Raw genomic sequence first — 18,415 nt, forward strand, 5'->3', positions numbered from 1 at the left:
GTGCCAGCTGGCACCGGGCCTCCAGGCCGTCAGCGGACGCGTCTACCGACGCGAGCGGCCGAGCACGACGGCCGCGCCCGCAGCCGCGACGCCGAGCCAGACGAGGGGGCGCGTGACGCGCCGTCGCTTCGCGACCCAGCCGCCGTCCGTCGCGTTCGCGGCGTCGGCGGGGGCGTAGAGGTTGCCGTCGGTCGGGGCGCCCTTGCCACGGAGCGCGAACGTCTCCACCATCGGCTTCGTGATCTTGTGGAACAGGCCCGGGAACACGTACTGCAGCGGCACGAGCGACGCCTGGATGCGTCCGACGAAGCGGTAGCGCTTGGGGTGCGTGGCGGCCTGCACGACGGCACGGCCGGCTCGCTCGACCGAGACGGTGGGCGGCAGCGGGTGCGAGGTCTTGCCGGTGTAGTTGGCACCGTTCTGGTAGATCGGGGTGTCGATCGTGGACGGCAGCAGCGCGGTGAACTTGATGCCGGTGCCCGCGAACTCGTCACCGAGCACGTCGACCAGGCCGAGCGCAGCGTGCTTGCTCGTCACGTACGCCGACTGGTACGGCGCCGAGAGCAGCGACTGGATCGAGCCGACGAGCACGTAGGTGCCCTTCCCGCGCTGCTTCCAGTGCGGCAGCAGGTGCGTGATCGCGTTGAGGTGCCCGTACAGGTTCGTGTCGACGACGCGCTTGAACGCCTCGGTGGGCGTCTGCTCGAACAGGCCGTAGACGAACAGGGCCGCGTTGCCGACGAAGACGTCGATGCGACCGAAGCGGGTCGTCACGGTGCCGATGAGGTCCTTGACCTGGTGCTCGTCGGCGACGTCGGTCGGGATCGCGATCGCCTCGGCGCCGAGCTTCCGGCACTCGGCGGCTGCGGCCTCGAGCGAGTCGTGCCCGCGTGCGGCGAGCACGAGCGTGGCGCCCTGCCGGGCGAACTCGTGTGCGGCGGCCCTCCCGATGCCGCTCGATGCTCCGGTGATGACGACGATCTTCCCGCGGTACCGATGTCCCATGTGTCCTTGGTACCCGGCCGTGGTCCGTTCCCGCACAGCCGGGTCGTACCCCTGCACGCGGTGCAAAGATGGAGCATGCGCAAGGACGACCTGACCGTCGACGAAGCCGCGGTCATCGCCGAGCACGCCCGCGCCGGTGTCCTCGACGTCGACGACCCCGAGGTGCGGAAGGTCGTCGAGCAGGCGAACCGGGTGCTGGTCCGTGCACAGATGTGGGGCGAGGAGCGGAGCCCGAAGCTGCGGCGTCGCCGACGGCTCATCGCGGTCGGCGCCCTCGTGATGGTGCTCGTGTGGGTCGCGGGGCTGCTCGTGCCGCTGGCGATGCGCTTCGGCTGACCGGTGCGTCCCGCGGACGAAGCGGGATCCGGGCCTGTTCAGGCGCAGCCGGATGGTGCATGATCCGACGACCACACCACCATCGCGCTGCAGGGAGCACGACATGGACCAGCACATCGATCGACGGCGCTTCATGACGCTCGGACTCGCCGGAGCCGCGACGACCGCCCTCGGCGCGACGGCGGTCCCGGATGGCTCGGCACAGGCCGTGACCGGAGCTGCGGCGCCGACCGCTGCGCCCGTGCTGCTCGCCGCCGACGAGTTCGACGGCCCGGCCGGCAGCGCGCCGAACCCCGGGATCTGGCGGTACGACCTGGGTGCCGGCGGCTGGGGCAACGCGGAGCTGCAGACCTACACGGACTCGCGGCGGAACGCGGCGCTCGACGGTGCCGGCAACCTCGTGATCACCGCACACCGCGAGGCCGACGGCTCGTACTCGTCGGCCCGGCTGAAGTCCGAGAGCACCTACACCGCGCAGTACGGGCGCATCGAGGCGCGGATCCGCATCCCCCGCGGCCAGGGCATCTGGCCGGCGTTCTGGATGCTCGGCGCGGACATCGGGCAGGTCGGCTGGCCGGCGTGCGGGGAGATCGACGTCATGGAGAACGTCGGGTACGAGCCGGGGATCGTGCACGGCACGGTGCACGGACCCGGGTACTCCGGGGCGCAGGGCATCTCGGCGGCGTACACGAACCCGTCCGGAGCAGCGTTCGCCGACGACTTCCACGTGTACGGGGTCGACTGGCGCCCCGGCTCGATCACCTGGACGGTCGACGGTGTCGCCTACCGGACGGTCACCCGGGCCGACGTCGGCTCGGCCCCGTGGGTGTTCGACAAGCCGTTCTTCGTGATCCTCAACGTCGCGGTCGGCGGGAACTGGCCGGGTTCGCCCGACGCCTCGACACGGTTCCCGCAGCAGATGACCATCGACTGGCTGCGAGTCCACCAGAACGGCTAGCCGGGATCGCCGAAGCGAAAGCGCGTCAGGGACGGCGGTTCGCCCGGGCGACGAGCCACAGGTAGGTGCTGTGCCCGACCAGGGCGAGTCCGAAGAACACCGCGGCGACCGCGTAGACCCGGTCGAGCTTGCCCTGCCCGATCACGAGCATCACGACGCAGAACGCGACGGCGATCGCGAGGACACCGACCTGCACGGTCGACCAGATCCGTCGGAAGCGCGGCATGCCCGTCTCGTTCACGCCACCCATTCTGCCCGATGCCGTCAGTGCTTCTCCGGGTCGTGGCCCCAGTTCATGAGCGAGTACCGCCACGGGGTGTCGTGCACGTCGCCGTCGGGCCGCTGCTCCGAGTGCCGGGCGAGGTAGCCGACGACCTTCCGCATGTGCGCCAGGTCGTCGTCGGTGCGGTCGGCCTTGTGCTTCTCGAGGATGCGGATGATGTGTCGGCCGCTCTCGTGCCCGGTCGACTCGCCGCCACCCGAGGGCTTCTGCCCGACGGACTTCGACTCGTCGGTGTCGAGCCACTTCCGCAACTCGGTGGCGGTCATGTTCACCGCGTCGTCGAAGTCGGCCCGGGTCTGCTCGTCGTCGTGCTCGCTCATGCCCTCGAGACAACCCGGCGGTGCTGGACGACTGCGCAGGGCGGATGCGCCTCCGACCGTGCCCAGCCCCTCGCGCGTTTCCTGACCGAGCGAACCCCGCACCCGAACAGGAAGAGGCATCACATGCGCGCAGTCGTGTGGCACGGCATCGGCGACATCCGGCTCGACGAGGTCCCGCAGCCGACGATCCAGGACCCGGAGGACGCGATCGTCCGGATCACCCGCAGTGCGATCTGCGGCACCGACCTGCACTTCGTCCGCGGCACGATGGCACCGATGGTCGAGGGCACGATCCTCGGTCACGAGGCCGTCGGCGTCGTCACCGAGGTCGGGGACGCGGTGCGCGGCTTCAGCCCCGGCGACCGCGTCGTCATCAACTCCACGGTGTCCTGCGGTGCCTGCCGGTACTGCCGGATGGGCAAGACCGCCCAGTGCGACCGCTCCAACAGCAACGGACCGCAGGCGGGCACCGCGTTCTTCGGCGGCCCGGCCTCGACCGGACCGGTCGACGGCATGCAGGCGGAGTACGTCCGCGTCCCCTGGGCCCGCAACACCATGCACCCGCTCCCGGACACCGTCTCCGACGAGCAGGCGATCCTGCTGTCCGACATCTTCCCCACGGGCTGGTTCGGCGCGGAGCTCGCGGGCGTCACGCGCGGTGACGTCGTGGTGGTGTTCGGTGCCGGGATCGTCGGACAGTTCGCGGCGGCCTCGGCGTACAAGCAGGGTGCGGCCCGCGTCATCGTCGTCGACGGCGAGGAGACCCGGCTCGCCGCCGCGCTCGCCCAGCACTGCGAGGTCGTCGACTACAACGCCGAGGACCCCGTCGAGACGATCATGTCGCTGACCGACGGCATCGGCGCGGACTGCGTGATCGACGCGGTCGGCGTGGACGCCGAACGCCCGAAGCGCGGCCCGGCGGCGGTCGACCAGGACCAGGCGGCGGCGTTCGACGCCGAGGTCGCGGCGGTCGCACCCGATGCCGCTCCCGACGGCTTCGGTGCGCAGCAGCAGTGGAAGCCCGGTGACGGCCCCTCGCAGGTGGCTCGCTGGGCGGTGGCGAGCGTGGCGAAGTACGGCCGCATCGGGATCATCGGCGTGTACGGACCGACGGCCGAGCACTACCCGATCGGTGAGGCGATGCTCAAGAACCTCACGGTGCGGATGGGGAACTGCGACCACCACTCCGTCACCCCGCCGCTGATCGACATGGTGGCAGCCGGACAATTCGACCCGACGGCCCTGATCACCGAGCACGAGCCGATCACCGACGCGATCGCTGCCTACCAGGCGTTCGACCGACGCGAACCCGGCTGGATCAAGGTCGAGCTCGGCACCTCCTGAACCGAACGCGACGCGCCGGAACGCGACGCACCGGAACGCGCTGCACCGGACCGCGACGACACCGGGTGGGAATGGAACGGCCCCGCCCGGTGTCGAACACTCCACCGACCACGAAGGAGCCCACCATGAGCCTCGACCTCCACAAGAGCACCGGCGCCGGAACCGTCACCGACGAGCGCGCCTGCCTGCCGAAGCCCGTCCTACCCACCCTGCACGACGAGCGCACCCCGTCCTTCGGTCGCTGGCTCGGACAGATCAACCACACCGACTGACCCACCAGCGGGAGCGAGTGCGCCGACGGCCCGGCACCTCGCCGCGCACTGCTACCGTGCACCCATGTCCTGGGGCCGGCGGTACTACGCGCTGCAAGCCGTCGGTGGAGCGGCCTGGTGGATCGCCGTCGCGACGCTGCCGTGGATCCGCACGGCGACGCTCGGCTCGCTCGACCCGGTGCTCGTCGCCGTGTTCGACGTCCCGCTGTTCGTCGTCGCCTCGGCGCTCGCCGCCGCCGGTGTCCGGGCCGCCGCGGCGGGCACGACGGTGTGGACCGCCCTGGTGCTCGTCGCCCTGAGCGTCTGGGCAACCGTGACCGGCGAGGCCGGTTGGGGCGTGCTCGTCATGCTCGCCGCCACGATCGGCTCGGCCCTCGCCCTCGCCCTGGTGCTGCTCGGACGGGTCCCGACAGAGTGGGTGACGAGCGGTCCGCTGCGGATCCGGACCGCTGACGCCGCGGCCCCGCGCTCCCGGCACGTCACCGCGACTGTGCTGCAGATCGTCGTCTTCTGGGGCCTGTTCCTCGGGGTGTTCCCCCTGCTCATCGCGTTCGCCGAGCACCGCTGGGGCCTCCACCCGCAGCTGCCGGCACCCTTCGTCACCGCCCTCACCGTCGTCGGTGTGGTCGTGCTCCTGCTGGCCAGCGCGCTCGGCATCGCCTCGGCGGCGGCGATGTCGACGAAGGGCGAGGGCACGCCGCTGCCATCGGCCACCGCGAACCGCCTGGTGGTCGCCGGGCCGTACCGGTCGGTGCGGAACCCGATGGCACTGGCCGGCATCACCCAGGGCGTCGCCGTCGGCCTGCTGCTGTCGTCGTGGCTGGTCGTCGTCTACGCGATCGCCGGTTCGGTGGTCTGGAACTGCATCGTCCGCCCGCTGGAGGAATCCGACCTGGAGGAACGGTTCGGCGACGACTTCCGCCGCTACGCCGAGCAGGTCCGGTGCTGGGTGCCGCGGTGGCCGGTGCCGGCACGCGTGGGTTCGGTGCCGCTCAGCTCGTCGCGCCGCTGATGTTGACGAGCCACGACACCCCGTGGCGGTCGGTCAGCATGCCGAAGGTGTCGCCCCAGGGGGCGGTCGTGAGTGGTTCGACGATCGTCGCGCCCTGGGCGAGGCCGTTCCACCACCGGGTCAGCAGTTCGTGGTCGTCGCCGCTGAGCGAGAGCGAGATGCTGCTCTCGGCCGGCGTCGGCATGCCGGACGGCGCGTCCGAGGCCATCAGGAGCAGGCCCTGGTCGCCGTCGAGCTGCCCGTGCATCACCTTGTCGGCGTCGGCGGGGTCCTGGCTCATGCCGGCCTCACCGAACGTGCCGATGGTGAGCGTGCCGCCGAAGACCGAGTGGTAGAACTCGAGCGCTTCGCGGGCGCCGCTCCGGAACCCGAGGTAGGGGTTGAGGCGAACGGTCATGACGGTCTCCCTCGTCCTGCGCGGGCGCCGTCGCCCGCGTCGTGATCATGCTGGCAGAGTGCGCGTCCCCGCGGAAGGAGACGCCGTCGTCTTCGTTCGGCGCCGCCAGGTCGTCGAGACGCCTCCGCATTCGGCGGCGTCTCGACGACGGCACGGCGTCGCAGCAACACACCGGCGTGTTCGAAGCAGCACCAACGCCGGACGGGAGGCGCGTGGCGACGCCGCCACGGGCCTCCAGGCCGTCACGCGGCGGGGTCCACCACCGGCGGTCGCGCGGACGGGGCGAGCTCACGGATCCGCTTCGCGGGGACGCCGGCGTAGACGCCGTGCGCCGCCAGGCGGCCGACGACCACGGCGCCGGCGGCGACCACGACGTCGTGCTCGATGTGGGCGCCCGGCAGGATCGTGGCGCGGCCGCCGATCCAGACGTGTTCCTCGACGACCACCGGGCGGCCGGTCGCGACGTCGCTCCACCGGCCCTCGGCGTCGATCTCGTGGTGGCTCGTCATGATGAGCACCTGCATCCCGATCGCGGTGTTCGCACCGATCGTCACGGGGGCGACGGCCTCGACGGTCACGTTGCGGTTGCAGAAGACGCCCCGGCCGATGGTGAGGTGCTTCGGGTCGCCCGTCAGCGAGAACCCGGTCCCCACACCGGACTCGGCGCGTGCCCCCGCGGCACGGAGCAGCAGCCGCCGGACGATCCGGGGCAGCAGCGGGGATCCGAGCAGTGCGGTGAAGACGAAGTGCTCACGGGCGTAGGAGGCGTCCTCGACGAGCCGACGGCCGAACGTCGACGGATCGGTCGTCGGCGGGACGGCCGCGGTCGGGACGGGTGGTGCTGCTGAGCCGGCCATGGGGTCTCCAGTCGTCGTGGCTGCGTGTCCGTGCAGCGCAAACGTAGGGCGACGATCGTCGGCGATCGGCCGAACGGCGGGCGGTTGCGGGATTCTTGCGGGCCCGCGCGGCTGCTCGCTAGGCGCGGGCGCCGTCCCGCGCGGTGGACGCCGTCTGCCGGGGCAGCTCGCCGAACTCCTCGCGGTAGCTCCCCGCGAACCGGCCGAGGTGGGCGAACCCGGTGGCCCGGGCGATCTCGGCGATGCTCCGACCGTCGCCCGACTCGAGCTGTTCGCGGGCGAGCAGCAGCCGGATGCGACGCAGGTACATGGTCGGGGTGATGCCGTGGTGTCGCTGGAACGCCGCCTGCACGCCGCGCACGCTCAGGCCGGCGGCCTCGGCGACGTCGTCGACGGTGATCTGCTCGGTGGCGTGCTCGAGCAGGAAGGTCTCGGCACGGGCGAAGCGGGCGGTGGCGGCCATCGCCGGCTCGTGCTGCCCGACGGGCCAGTGCGGGATCGCGGTGAGCAGCCCACCGGCGGCGAAGCGCGCGAGCTCCCGCTCGCGTTCGACCGGGACGGCGTCCGGTCCGGCCAGCACCTCTTGTGCGACGGACCGCACCATGAGCCACCAGGCAGCGAGCGGCGCGCCCTCGGGGACGTGCCGCGGACGGAACTCGATGGGACCGGGGGCCCAGTCGCCGCGCTCGGCCGCGACCTGTTCGACGATCGAGCGGTCGATGCGCAGGACGTCCTTGTTGCAGGCGATCCAGCGGAAGCGCTGGGGGCCCTGGCGGAAGAGCGTCGGCCGGCCGATCTTCACGGTGTTCTCGTCGAGCTGCGCGACGCCGGACTTCATCCAGAAGATCATCATCGCGTCGCCGGGCTCGATCGTGCCGCTCAGGACCCCGGTGCAGCGGGTCGACTCGAGCGACAGCAGCGCCGTTCCGCGCACGCGCTCCTCGAACACGAACTCGGCGTCCGTCGGTTCGACCGACAGTCCGTGGGTGATGTGCGTCCGGGCCATCGCCTCGGCCGCCACCGACGGCTCGGCGGTCTGGATCTCCCGCAGCAGGCGGTGCATGGTCTCGGGCACGTGATGATCCTGACGACAAGTCGGCGTCGGCGCAACGAGCGACGCGCCGTGTTCCTGTACGGCGGCCAGCAACGGCGCTGTTGGCTGTGCAGATGGAGGCCCGGACATGAAGCAGATCCAGTACGACCGTTCGACGATCTTGACGAGCGACGACGTGGCCGACGCCGTGATCGAGTACGCCGCGGCCCTGGCCGGTGGCAACCGGGCGGACACCGTCGCGATCCCCTCGGTGGCGACGGACGGCACCATGACGACCACCAAGGTCCTCATCGGTCCGTCGAGTCAGCTCGTGGTCGAGGACGCCGAGGAGGACGAGCTCGAGCGCGAGGACACGGTGTTCGTGGCACGGCTGCGGGCCGCAGCACTGACGTTCGAGCACGACGAGGTGATCCACGCGGACACCCGGACGGACCTGACCGAGGGGCCGGTGGCGTAGGCAGCGCCCCCGCGGAGCGACCGCTCAGCGCCCGAAGTCCGGCGGCGACGCGTTGGTGTCGACGGCGAGCACGGCCTCGGTGCGCCGACCGAGTTCGAGCAGGAACGCCTCGCCCTCGGGTTCGAGGTCGTCGTCCGGAGCGGGCTCGAGGGCGACCGGGATCGCCGGGGCCAGGAGCACCTCGATCGTGCTCGCCACCCCGAAGTCGTCGGCCGTCGGGATCGACACGACGTCGCTCAGCCGGCTCTGGTGCAGTGCGGCGGCGTACCGGATCACCGCGTCGGCGATCGTGTCGCTCGTCAGGACACGGACCGTGCCCGCGTAGTTCACGTACTTCAACGTTGCTCCCTGGTGAAGAGGAGCTTCCGTCGCGGTGACGGTTCCCTGATCCGGTGCCACGGTAGGCCGCCGTCGTGCCGGGTACACATCTTCGGGCACCGAACGGGGTACGCCGTGACCCTGGACAGGCGTTCAGTGGCGCCCGCCCAGCATCGGGGACGTCCAGGGAAACCGACCACAGGGAGAGACATGACCGAGCAGCAGCAGCCCCCGGGGAGCGACCAGGAACTCACCCCGAAGGCCGACCACGGCGAGGAGTCGTACCGCGGCTCCGGCAAGCTCACCGGCAAGCGCGCCGTCATCACCGGCGGGGACAGCGGCATCGGGAAGGCCGTCGCGATCGCGTTCGCGCGCGAGGGTGCTGACGTCCTGATCAGCTACCTGCCGGAAGAGGAGGACGACGCGCAGGACACGAAGCGCTGGATCGAGGAAGCCGGTCGGAAGGCCGTGCTGTTCCCGGGCGACGTGAGCGATCCCGCGTACTGCCGATCCGTCATCGACCAGGCGGTCTCGGAACTCGGCGGGCTCGACGTCCTCGTGAACAACGCCGCCTACCAGATGACCCACGAGACGATCGAGGAGATCAGCGACGAGGAGTGGGACCACACCCTCGCGACGAACCTCAGCGCCTACTTCCACCTCGTCAAGGCGGCCCTGCCGCACCTCGGCCCGGGGTCGTCGATCATCGGCTCGAGCTCGGTCAACTCCGACAACCCGAAGCCGAACCTGGCGCCCTACGACGTCACCAAGGCCGGCGTCGCGAACCTGTCGGCCGCGCTGGCGCAGCTGCTCGGGGAACGCGGCATCCGCGTGAACAGCGTCGCCCCCGGTCCGATCTGGACGCCGCTGATCCCGTCGACGATGCCACCGGAGCAGGTCGAGCAGTTCGGCAAGCAGTCGCCGCTCGGCCGTCCCGGCCAGCCGGCCGAGCTCGCACCCGTCTACGTGCTGCTCGCCAGTGACGACGGCAGCTACGTCTCCGGCGCGCGGGTCGCCGTCACCGGCGGCACCCCGATCCTGTGACGGGACGCCGGTCCGGCAACGGGACCAGGTGACGGACGGGAGGCCCGGGGCACGACGTGCGCCGGGCCTCCCGTCCGTCGTCGGGGGACGCTCCTGGCTGAATCGCCGCCCACCGGGGCCGGCCTACGTTCAGGGCCATGTCCACGCGAGCGAAGACCGTCACGGCGCTGTTCGGCGCCGCCACCGTAGCCCTCCTGCTCACCGCCTGCGACCCCGGCGGAGCCCAGAACATCAACCCCGTCGGCAAGGTCCCCGGCTCCGAGGAGAAGTCCCAGTCGGCCCAGTGCGACGTGGCCGCCAGCGCCGCCGTCGACATGATCGACACGGCGGTCGGGTCGCACGACACCACCGAGTTCGCGAACATCCAGAAGGGGGACGGCGGCTGGTACCTCGGTGCCGCGATCGTCCCCGCGGACAGCAACGACTCGAACGACGACGAGGTCACCATCTGGGCGACCACCGCCGACCCCACGGCCGACGACTTCGACGGCCCGCTGTACGCCGTGAACGACGTCGCCAAGCAGGCCGTCGCCGACGAGACGACCACCACCTCGGACGCGCCGACGCCGTTCGCCGACGACTCGAAGGCCGCCCAGCAGGTCGAGAGCTGCGTCGTCGAGGCGTCCGACCGCTAGTCGTCGGACACCCCGCAGTGGCCGATCAGTCCTTGGGCTGGTCGGCCACTTCCACGTCCACGTGGTAGTCGTCGCCGCCGTCGGTGCTGATCGTGGACACCGAGTCGTAGACCACGTCGGAGCCCGCCGTGTTCACGTCGCAGTGCACCTCGGCGCCGTCCTCGATCGCGATGTCGTCCGCACCGCAGTCGACCTCGGGCGTCGCGTCAGAGACGTCCGCCAACGCGTCGACGACGACGCGTTCGAAGGCGTCCGGTGTGACGGTCCGTGACGACGACGTCGACACCGTGCACCCGCTGAGCGTCACCGCCAGGGCGATCGTCGCGGTGAGCGTCGTGAGTGCGGTGATGGCGCGCTGGTGCTGCATGGTGTCCCCCGTGGTCCCCTGGCCGCTGCTCGCCCCGAGATCGGGGACCGGCGGTTCCTCGACGATAGCGGGAAGGTGCGAGGACGTCTGCACGAGTTCGGGTCAGGAGCAGACGTCCTCGCGCTACGACGCCGTCGGGTTCGACGCGGTGGTCATGACGAGGCCAGCCCGGGAACGGGGGGTCGGGCACCCGCCGGTAGGGCCCGGCGGGGTAGCTTCCGGAGACTGTACGACGACCACGGCTCAGACGTGTACAGAATCCGCCGGAACCGGACAATTCCTGACCGTCCGCCGCGCACCCCGGCCTGAGCGTCCGCCCCGGGAGTCGTGAGGGCCCCCTCAGCAGCACAACGGCTCACTAGACGATCGTCTTCTGAACGCCTACGGTTCCCAGCACCCCGTTCCGCTCCCGAACCGTGAGAGACCGCATGCGCAGCCCCCGCCAGACCACCGTGCTCGAGACCGGCCGCTGACGTGGCGGCGGCGAAGGCGACGGTCCTGCTCGTGAGCGACTTCCCGCTGTCGGCGATGCGGGGTGAACGCGCCGCGCTGGTCGAGCAGGCGAAGGCCTTCGCGGAGTCCGGTCACGTCGTCTGGGTGGCGACTCCGCGCTCGAGCGAGACCGCGGAGCTGCGGAAGCACGGCGTCCGCCTGTTCGAGGTCGAACCGTCGATCAGCGCGCCGGAGAGCGACCTGCCGGTGGTCCGCAACTCGGTCCGTGTCCGCCGGTGCCTCGGCACGCTGATGCTCGAGGAACGGATCGGCCTCGTCGTCACCCACTCGGACTTCGGCCTCGCCGCGGCGGCGCTGACCACGGCGCGCTCCCTCGAGCTGCCGACGATCCACACCGTGCACGGCTCGGCGCCGGTCCGGGGCCGGACCGCAGCGGCGATGGCGCCCCTCGCACGGCACGCGCACCGTGTGGTGACCGGGATCCGGCCCACGCGGCACCGCTTCACGGGGCACCCCATGGACGACGCGCGCCGCAACATGGCAGTGGCCGTCTCCGGGGCGGCCGACGTCGTCGTCACCCCGACGACGCGGCAGGCCCGCGTCCTGCGCGAGGCCGGCGTCGGCCCGGTCCACGTCGTGCCCAACGCCCTCGGCCGCCGGCCGGTCGAACCGCCGCCGGCGCCGGAACTCGGCCCGCTCCGGCTCGTCTGGGCGTCCCGGTTCACCCCGGACAAGCGCCTCGACGTCCTCCTCAACGCGATCCGGCTGGTGGAGATCCGACTCGGCGCACACGCCGTGCGGGTCGACGTCGCCGGCGGGACCGTCCCCCCGACCCGCACGCCGGTGTCGGTCCGTGTCCACGGCCGCCTGTCGTCGCAGGCCGTCCACGACCTGCTGCTGTGCGGGCACGCGGCGGTGGTCTGCTCACTCGAGCACGACGGCCAGCCGATGACCGCGCTCGAGGCGTTCCGGGACCACCGTCCGGTCATCGTGTCCGACATCCGCCTGGCGAGCGAGTTCGGCTCCGCCGCCGTCCTGACCGAGGACGAGACCGCGTTCGGGCTCGCCACGACGATCATCGAACTCGCCTCGGACCGGACCCTGCTGCGGCCGCACACCGCCGCCGCGATCGAGCACGCGCGGCTCGCGACGGCGGAACGGCACACGGATCAGGTCCTCCGGCTGGTCGCCGGACAGCGTTCCTGCTGAGTGACGGCCCGGAGGCGGTGACGCACGAGGGCCGTCGTGCCGCCGGTGGCGAGCAGCCCGAGCGCGAGCAGCGCGAGGGGCAGCGGATCGGCTCCGGTGGCGGCCAGGCTCCCGGTCCCGCCGCCGGGCTCCACGCCGGCGACCGGGGCCGTGTCGACGCCACCGCCCGTGCCGGGTCCGCCGACCCCGCCCTGGTTGCCCGTACCGGTCCCGCCCGGGCCGGGGGTCGGTGTGCCGGACCCGCCACCGCCACCACCGGGCTCGCCGTCGCCTCCGCCACCGCCAGCGCCGCCCCCATCGCCACCGCCGTCGCCGCCTCCGTCGCCCCCGCCGTTGCCGTCGTCCGGCACCGCCGTGTTCACGATGGTGCAGACGACGTCGTCGCCGTCCGCGACGGTGACCACCCCGTCCGTCACCGGCGCGCCGGTGCAGGTCCAGTCCCCCGCCTCGTAGCCGTCGGGGCCGCCCGACTCGGTCAGCGTGTAGTCCCCCGGCTGCACCGGTCGACCCGTCACCGCGTCGCTGCCCGACGTGCCGGAGACCGTGCTCGGTCCGGTCGCGGTCAGGGTCCAGTCACCCGGGTCCGCGTCGCCACCGACGACCCGCTTGACCAGGGTGAGGTCCCCCTCGACCGCGTCGGTCGACAGGCACGACACCGTCGTCGAGAACGGGAACCCGTGGATCTCGCGTGGCACCGGGCCGGCGGCGATCGCGACCCCGTGCGTGAACGACGCCGCGACGACGTTGCCCTCGACGTTCTGCGTCACGTCCCACCGCAGGTCGGCCCGGGGAGCGTAGATCGTGCCCTCGAGGACGTCGGCGCCGGTGACGTGCACGGTGGTCGCGTCCGGGAAGTTCCAGAGCACGAACGGCGCGTGCGCGTTCGTCAGGTTCGCGAGGTTCGGCACGGAACCGTCGAAGGTCGTCCCGGTGACGTTCACGACGAGGGGCGATCCGGGGCCGGGCAGGCCGTCGAAGGTCAGCAGGTCGAGTGCGTCGAGGTCCGCGGCGGCCACCGTCAGCACGTTCGTGACGCCGGGCTGGACATCCGCGTACGCGGCCGTCCCCGGCGCGATCGGCGTCGGCAGGGGCGCGCCAGCGGCATCGTGGAGCACGGTCGTCACCGGGCACGTCCCGAGGTCGGCGGACAGGGACCGGTAGCGGGCGAAGGACGCGGCGAAGTCCAGCACCGACGGGTCGGCCGTCGTCGGGACGGAGCTCGCAGGCTGCCGGGTGGTCCCCTCGATGCGGGGGAACGTCTCGGCGGTGGTGCCCTCCGGAGCGAGCCGGTAGTCGATCGTCGCGCCGTTCTGGTCGGTGTCGAAGGCGTCGTAGGTCGCCGTGTCGCCGACGTGGGCGTACCCACCGTTCAGCACGCGGAGCACGGCCGACTGCTCCGAGGGGAACCGGATGCCGCCGTCGACGTACAGGAACGTGGGACGGCTCTCCCCCGGCAGCGTCAGGGCGTTCGCGGGCGGGTTGCCCGCGCCGATGTTGTAGCTGGTCTCGAAGGCCAGGTCACCGCCGGCGGCGAGCGTGCCCTCGGCCTCGTCGGCGGCGAGCTCGACGTCGCCCTCGACGAAGACCAGGAACCCCTGGTTCGCCGGGTGCCCGTCCACCGGCAGGGTGACGGGGTTGACGGGCGGGACGTCGGCCGCCGCTGCCGGCGCCGTGGCGAACAGCGCCGCCGGCGTGACCAGCGCCACCGGAACGAGCAGCGCGGCGACGCCGAGCAGTGCCGTCCGGCTGCGGACCCGCCCCGTCACGGCCGGGCCGCCCGGTCGGCCTCGGCGTCGGCGTCGGCGTCCGCGCCCTGCTCGTCGCGCCACTCGTCGAAGTACTGCTTGCCGATCGCCCGCAGGCTCCGGCCGATCTGCGTGTAGTCCTCGTCGCGCAGGTTCGCCAGCGACACCCGGACCGACCACTCGGGGCCGTCGAACCCGCCCCCGTTCAGCAGGATGATGCCGGTCTGGTCGGCGAGCCGGAACAGGATGTCGGTCGGTTCGTAGTGCTCGCGGAGGAACGCGCCGATCCCCGGCCCACGCAGCCGTTCGGCGTAGGCCAGCACGTCGAGCTCCACGTAGTAGCCGACCCGGTTGACGTCCTCGGGCAGGGTGACCTGCATGCCGTCGAGCAGCAGCTCCAGGCGGTGCCGGATGAGCCCCTGCGCCTGGTGCTTGTAGTGGTCGGTGTCGTCGAGCACGGCGTACGCCGCGAAGAGCAGCATCTGGCACTGCTGCGGGAGCGACAGTCCGGCGGTGTGGTTGAGCGCCACCGAGCGGCTGTCGGCGACGAGCCGGTCGACGAACCGGATGTCGCGCGGGTGCAGGGAGAGGGTGCCGTACCGGGCGTCGAGGGCGGCCTGGTCCGCTTCGGGCAGTGCGGCGAGCCGCTCGTCGAACACGTTGTCCCGGTTGACGGCCACGACGCCGAGCCGCCAGCCGGTCGCGCCGAAGTACTTCGAGAACGAGTAGACGCCGATCGTGTTCCGCGGGACCTCGGCCATCAGGGAGCGGAAGCCGTCGATGAAGGTGCCGTAGACGTCGTCGGTGATGATCGTCAGCTCGGGGTTGTCGGTGGCGACGACGTCGGCGATCGCGTCGAGCGTCTCCTGGGCGATGCGGACCGAGGGCGGGTTCGTCGGGTTGACGACGAACAGGGCCTTGACGGACGGGTCGCGCAGTCGGTCGATCTCCTCCGGCGGGTACTGCCAGGTGTGCACGCCGTCCTGGTCCACGGTGCTGGCGTGCAGGTGCACCTGCTCGAGGTCGTAGTCGGCCAGCGCGGGGATCTCGAGGTACGGGGTGAAGATCGGCGTCATCAGCGCGATCCGGTCGCCGCGGTGCATCAGCCGGTTCTCGAGCAGCGAGTCGAACACGTAGCACATCGCCGCGGTGCCGCCCTCGACGGCGAACAGGTCGTACGGCTGCGCCGGCGGTTCCCCGGCGCACATCTCCTGGACGAGGTACTCGTGCACGATCTGCTCGGCGTGGTGCAGCATCCGGTCCGGCTCCGGGTAGTGGTCGCCGATCACGGAGTCCGCGAGTTCCCAGACGAAGGAGTCGGGTGCGAAGCCGAGGTCGTCCACCCCGTGCCGGAGCACCCGGCGCAACAGGTCGACCCCGGGTTCGCCGTCGTGCTCGGTCAGCCACGACCCGAAGCGTTCGGCGATGCCGTCCTTCTGCGGGACGCCGACGAGTTCGGGGTCCCACTCCCGGTTCTCGCGCGAGACCGTGAGCGCGAACTGCCCGAGGGCGAAGAACGCCTCGCGTGGGGTGGGCGCGATGAAGTTGGGGTTGCCGCGGCCGGCGTTGAGCATCTGGAACGCGGTGCGTGCTTCGTGCTCGCCGGCGATGCGCTGGAGTTCGGCCTTGAGTTCGAACGGGGACAGGTGCTGCAGGCGCGCGATCTGCTCGCGGGAGACGCTGGCGACGGGCATGTGGTGCTCCTTGTGCGGGGTCAGTGTGCGGTGATCGCGACGACGACGGCGCCGCCGATGCTGAGGACGATGTTGCCGATGGCGTAGGGGACGGTGAAGCCGAGCAGCGGCACACTGCTCTTCGCCGTCTCCTGCAAGGAGCCGACCGCCGCCGTGGTGGTCTGGGCACCCGTGAGCATGCCGAGGACCAGGACGGGGTCGGTCTTCCGGAAGAAGAACCGCCCGACGAAGGTCATGACGACCAGGGGCACCAGGGTGACGACCACCCCGGCGACGAGCAGCTGGACGCCGTACTGCGCGAGCCCGTCGATGAAGCCCGGCCCGGCGTTGATGCCGACGACGGCCACGAAGAGCGTGAGCCCGACGGTCTCGAAGAACCACTGCGCGCCGGGCGGGACGTGCCCGAACGTGGGGCTCTTCGAGCGTCGCCAGCCGAGGATCAGCCCGACGATGAGCGCACCGACGCTGGTGGTGAGCGACAACGGCACGGCGCCCACCGTGATCGACGGCACACCGATGACGGCACCGACGGTGATGCCCAGGGCGACGGTGACCATGTCGGTCTTCGGGTCGGTCCGCTCGGGGAACCCGACGTACCGGATCCCCTGCTCCAGCAACGGCAACGGCCCCTGGACCCGCAGCTCGTCACCGGCGTGCAGCGCCGTGTCTGGGCCGAACGGGATCGCGTGCCCACCCCGGCTGATGCCCTTCAGGAAGATCTGCCGGGCCCGTTCGGTGTGCCGGAGTTCCTCGACGGTCCGGCCGACGACCGCCTTGTTGGTCACGACGACGGACAGTTCCTCGATCGGCACGTCGAGCAGCGCCGGGTCGTCGATCTCGACCGCGAACGCGGCCAGGTCGTCCTCGATGATCGCCGCGTGGTGGCCGGCGACGACCACGACGTCGCCGGGGGCGAGCGTCTGGTCCAGGTGCGGCTCCACGATCGTGTCCCCGTGCCGGACCCGGGCGATGAAGGCCCGCGAACCGATGCGGGCGTCCGAGGCCTGCTCGAACTCGCCGACGGTCTGCGGCGTGAAGGCCGTCGTCAGCCGGTACGCGCGCCGGACGACCTGCTGGTACGCCGACGTCACGTCGGGGTTGTCGTCGTGCACCCCGAGGCGCTGCTCCAGGTCGTGCGCCGCGGCGGGCAGGTCGCGGATGCCGAGGAACCGCGGGGCGAGCAGGGAGATGTAGAGCGCCGCACCGACCGTGCCGAAGATGTAGGTCACCGCGTACGCCACCGGCACCAGGTCGCTCCACGCCTTCGCCGTCGCGTCGCTCACCGGGAGTCCGGCGATGGAGTCCTGCGCGACGCCGATGATCGACGACTGCGTCAGCCCGCCGCCCGCCAGACCGGCGGCCAGACCCGGGTTGTAGCCGAGGATGCTGCTGATCACGATCGTCGTGCCGAACCCGACCACGGCCAGCACGACGGCGAACACCGCCTGCGGCAGCCCGGAGCCCTTCAGCCCCGCGACGAACTGCGGGCCGAGCTTGTAGCCGAGCGAGAACAGGAAGATCAGGAAGAAGATCTGCTTGACGATCGGGTCGACCTGCAGGTCGTCCCCGAGCACCGCGCCGATGACGACGCCGGCGAGCAGGGTGCCCGTCACGGCCCCGAGACCGATGCCGCGGTAGCTGAAGCGCCCCACGAAGAACCCGACCCCGAGCGCCAGGAACACGGCGATCTCGGGGTGCTCGATGATGGTGTCCCTGACCCAGGTCATGCGGCCGCCCTCGCCCTCGGGGCCCCTGCCTGCCCCGTTGGCCGAAAACGTAAACGGGCCGCACATCCGGCGTTCCCAGGAACGCGCGCGCCGCCCTGGGCGCACCACGGGACGGACGGGAGGCACGGTGCGGGCCCGCCCCGGGCCTCCAGTCCGCAGGCGGTCGAGCAAAGGAGAACGCCCCGATGAGGAGGGGGGATCTCATCGGGGCGTTCCGTTCGTGGGGCCGCGTCAGGCGGCGAGGCGCGCAGCGAGCGCGGTGGCGCGGGACCGGAGGTCCGCGTAGGTGGCCTCGTACGCGTCCGGCGTGCCGACGCGCGAGGGGTTCGGCAGCGACCAGTGCAGGCTGTCGCCGTCGTCGATCGACTCGTGCGCACGGTCGCAGACCGTGACGACCAGGTCGCCGTCGGCGACGAGGTCGCGGAAGGCTCGCGGGACGTGGCGGCCGAGGTCCAGGCCGTGGCGTTCCCCGACGGCGACCGCCCCGGGGGCGATGGCGGCCGCGGGACGCGTGCCGCCGGACAGCGAGCCGATCTCGCTGACCTGCGCCCAGACGCCCGCGGCCAGCGGGGAGCGCGCGGAGTTGCCGGTGCAGACGAACAGCACGCGGGACACCGGTCCCGGCACCGCTGCCGAACCGTGCGGGACGCCGCTCGGCTCGAGGTGCAGGTAGCTGCGGCGCCCGTCGCCGTCGGAGCGGCGTCGCGTGACCAGACCGGCCTGCTCGAGGACGCGCAGGTGGTGCGCCAGGAGCGGCCCGGAGATCCCGAGGGCGGCCCGCACCTCGCTCGGGCTGGCGTCGGACGCGGCGAGCAGGTCGACGATCGCCAGGCGGGCGACGTCGCCGAGGGCCGCGTGCTGCGCCGCACGCCGCTCGAGGTCCTGCCGCCTGGTGTTCATCGGTTCAATGTTGACTGAACCATCTGCC

Annotated in this window: 21 protein-coding genes; 9 read left to right on the forward strand and 12 right to left on the reverse strand. The window is 71.8% G+C overall.

Annotated features, from left to right (window positions below):
* Positions 1 to 42: 42 nt before the first annotated feature.
* Positions 43 to 1,005, reverse strand: coding sequence for an SDR family NAD(P)-dependent oxidoreductase (locus BIU91_RS18160; RefSeq protein WP_071405276.1), 963 nt, complete (start codon positions 1,003 to 1,005; stop codon positions 43 to 45).
* 75 nt (positions 1,006 to 1,080) lie between these two features.
* On the opposite strand from BIU91_RS18160, the gene BIU91_RS18905 reads away from it, so the two are divergent.
* Both BIU91_RS18905 and BIU91_RS09770 read left to right on the forward strand, forming a co-directional pair.
* The gene (locus tag BIU91_RS18905; RefSeq protein WP_071405277.1) at positions 1,081 to 1,341 is read left to right on the forward strand and encodes a hypothetical protein; all 261 of its coding nucleotides are present in this window, start codon (positions 1,081 to 1,083) and stop codon (positions 1,339 to 1,341) included.
* A 103-nt stretch (positions 1,342 to 1,444) separates the two neighbouring features.
* Positions 1,445 to 2,299, forward strand: coding sequence for a glycoside hydrolase family 16 protein (locus tag BIU91_RS09770; protein WP_071405278.1), 855 nt, complete (start codon positions 1,445 to 1,447; stop codon positions 2,297 to 2,299).
* A 25-nt stretch (positions 2,300 to 2,324) separates the two neighbouring features.
* On the opposite strand, the gene BIU91_RS09775 is transcribed toward BIU91_RS09770, so the two are convergent.
* Both BIU91_RS09775 and BIU91_RS09780 read right to left on the reverse strand, forming a co-directional pair.
* The gene (locus tag BIU91_RS09775) at positions 2,325 to 2,540 is read right to left on the reverse strand and encodes a hypothetical protein (RefSeq protein WP_138803199.1); all 216 of its coding nucleotides are present in this window, start codon (positions 2,538 to 2,540) and stop codon (positions 2,325 to 2,327) included.
* Positions 2,541 to 2,563: 23 nt separating this feature from the next.
* Positions 2,564 to 2,902 carry a DUF3140 domain-containing protein gene (locus BIU91_RS09780; protein ID WP_071405279.1) on the reverse strand — a complete coding sequence of 113 codons (339 nt, stop codon included), beginning with the start codon at positions 2,900 to 2,902 and terminating at the stop codon, positions 2,564 to 2,566.
* Between the two features lie 123 nt (positions 2,903 to 3,025).
* Here BIU91_RS09780 and BIU91_RS09785 point away from each other — a divergent pair, with 123 nt between their 5' ends.
* The 3 genes from BIU91_RS09785 (at position 3,026) to BIU91_RS09795 (ending at position 5,530) form a co-directional block, all read left to right on the forward strand.
* Positions 3,026 to 4,246, forward strand: coding sequence for an alcohol dehydrogenase catalytic domain-containing protein (locus BIU91_RS09785; RefSeq protein ID WP_071405280.1), 1,221 nt, complete (start codon positions 3,026 to 3,028; stop codon positions 4,244 to 4,246).
* 125 nt (positions 4,247 to 4,371) lie between these two features.
* The gene (locus BIU91_RS18910) at positions 4,372 to 4,518 is read left to right on the forward strand and encodes a hypothetical protein (RefSeq protein WP_164941096.1); all 147 of its coding nucleotides are present in this window, start codon (positions 4,372 to 4,374) and stop codon (positions 4,516 to 4,518) included.
* 64 nt (positions 4,519 to 4,582) lie between these two features.
* Positions 4,583 to 5,530 (forward strand): isoprenylcysteine carboxylmethyltransferase family protein, encoded by a 948-nt coding sequence (locus tag BIU91_RS09795; protein ID WP_071405282.1) that lies wholly within the window; start codon positions 4,583 to 4,585, stop codon positions 5,528 to 5,530.
* On the opposite strand, the gene BIU91_RS09800 is transcribed toward BIU91_RS09795, so the two are convergent.
* The 3 genes from BIU91_RS09800 to BIU91_RS09810 form a co-directional block, all read right to left on the reverse strand.
* Entirely contained in the window at positions 5,511 to 5,927 is a 417-nt protein-coding gene (locus BIU91_RS09800; protein WP_027465416.1) for a VOC family protein, read from the reverse strand. The two genes, BIU91_RS09795 and BIU91_RS09800, sit on opposite strands and share 20 nt — an antisense overlap.
* Positions 5,928 to 6,169: 242 nt before the next feature.
* Complete coding sequence (locus tag BIU91_RS09805) at positions 6,170 to 6,784, reverse strand: DapH/DapD/GlmU-related protein (protein WP_084741016.1); 615 nt, start codon at positions 6,782 to 6,784, stop codon at positions 6,170 to 6,172.
* 118 nt (positions 6,785 to 6,902) lie between these two features.
* Positions 6,903 to 7,859: an AraC family transcriptional regulator gene (locus tag BIU91_RS09810; RefSeq protein ID WP_071405283.1), complete on the reverse strand. Its 957-nt coding sequence runs from the start codon at positions 7,857 to 7,859 to the stop codon at positions 6,903 to 6,905.
* A 106-nt stretch (positions 7,860 to 7,965) separates the two neighbouring features.
* Between BIU91_RS09810 and BIU91_RS09815 the strand changes: the two genes are divergently transcribed.
* Complete coding sequence (locus tag BIU91_RS09815) at positions 7,966 to 8,295, forward strand: hypothetical protein (protein ID WP_071405284.1); 330 nt, start codon at positions 7,966 to 7,968, stop codon at positions 8,293 to 8,295.
* Between the two features lie 24 nt (positions 8,296 to 8,319).
* Here BIU91_RS09815 and BIU91_RS09820 read toward each other — a convergent pair whose 3' ends face one another.
* Positions 8,320 to 8,634 (reverse strand): hypothetical protein, encoded by a 315-nt coding sequence (locus BIU91_RS09820; protein ID WP_071244494.1) that lies wholly within the window; start codon positions 8,632 to 8,634, stop codon positions 8,320 to 8,322.
* Positions 8,635 to 8,823: 189 nt separating this feature from the next.
* Here BIU91_RS09820 and BIU91_RS09825 point away from each other — a divergent pair, with 189 nt between their 5' ends.
* Positions 8,824 to 9,657: an SDR family oxidoreductase gene (locus BIU91_RS09825; RefSeq protein ID WP_071405286.1), complete on the forward strand. Its 834-nt coding sequence runs from the start codon at positions 8,824 to 8,826 to the stop codon at positions 9,655 to 9,657.
* A 137-nt stretch (positions 9,658 to 9,794) separates the two neighbouring features.
* Positions 9,795 to 10,292: a hypothetical protein gene (locus BIU91_RS09830; RefSeq protein WP_071405287.1), complete on the forward strand. Its 498-nt coding sequence runs from the start codon at positions 9,795 to 9,797 to the stop codon at positions 10,290 to 10,292.
* 25 nt (positions 10,293 to 10,317) lie between these two features.
* Here BIU91_RS09830 and BIU91_RS09835 read toward each other — a convergent pair whose 3' ends face one another.
* Positions 10,318 to 10,659: a DUF4333 domain-containing protein gene (locus BIU91_RS09835; RefSeq protein WP_139196492.1), complete on the reverse strand. Its 342-nt coding sequence runs from the start codon at positions 10,657 to 10,659 to the stop codon at positions 10,318 to 10,320.
* Positions 10,660 to 11,163: 504 nt separating this feature from the next.
* Between BIU91_RS09835 and BIU91_RS09840 the strand changes: the two genes are divergently transcribed.
* Positions 11,164 to 12,321, forward strand: coding sequence for a glycosyltransferase family 4 protein (locus tag BIU91_RS09840; RefSeq protein WP_139196493.1), 1,158 nt, complete (start codon positions 11,164 to 11,166; stop codon positions 12,319 to 12,321).
* On the opposite strand, the gene BIU91_RS09845 is transcribed toward BIU91_RS09840, so the two are convergent.
* The 4 genes from BIU91_RS09845 to BIU91_RS09860 form a co-directional block, all read right to left on the reverse strand.
* Positions 12,282 to 14,087 (reverse strand): collagen-binding domain-containing protein, encoded by a 1,806-nt coding sequence (locus BIU91_RS09845; RefSeq protein WP_071405289.1) that lies wholly within the window; start codon positions 14,085 to 14,087, stop codon positions 12,282 to 12,284. The genes BIU91_RS09840 and BIU91_RS09845 overlap by 40 nt on opposite strands.
* On the reverse strand, positions 14,084 to 15,760 hold the full coding sequence (locus tag BIU91_RS09850; protein WP_071405290.1) for a bifunctional aspartate transaminase/aspartate 4-decarboxylase: 1,677 nt from the start codon (positions 15,758 to 15,760) through the stop codon (positions 14,084 to 14,086). Before BIU91_RS09850 ends, BIU91_RS09845 begins: the two co-directional genes overlap by 4 nt.
* A gap of 20 nt (positions 15,761 to 15,780) precedes the next feature.
* The gene (locus tag BIU91_RS09855) at positions 15,781 to 17,487 is read right to left on the reverse strand and encodes a TrkA C-terminal domain-containing protein (RefSeq protein ID WP_071405291.1); all 1,707 of its coding nucleotides are present in this window, start codon (positions 17,485 to 17,487) and stop codon (positions 15,781 to 15,783) included.
* 231 nt (positions 17,488 to 17,718) lie between these two features.
* The gene (locus BIU91_RS09860; protein ID WP_071405292.1) at positions 17,719 to 18,387 is read right to left on the reverse strand and encodes an ArsR family transcriptional regulator; all 669 of its coding nucleotides are present in this window, start codon (positions 18,385 to 18,387) and stop codon (positions 17,719 to 17,721) included.
* Between the last annotated feature and the right edge of the window lie 28 nt (positions 18,388 to 18,415).

The organism is Curtobacterium sp. MMLR14_002 (assembly GCF_001864975.1).
GTDB classification, from domain to species: domain Bacteria; phylum Actinomycetota; class Actinomycetes; order Actinomycetales; family Microbacteriaceae; genus Curtobacterium; species Curtobacterium flaccumfaciens.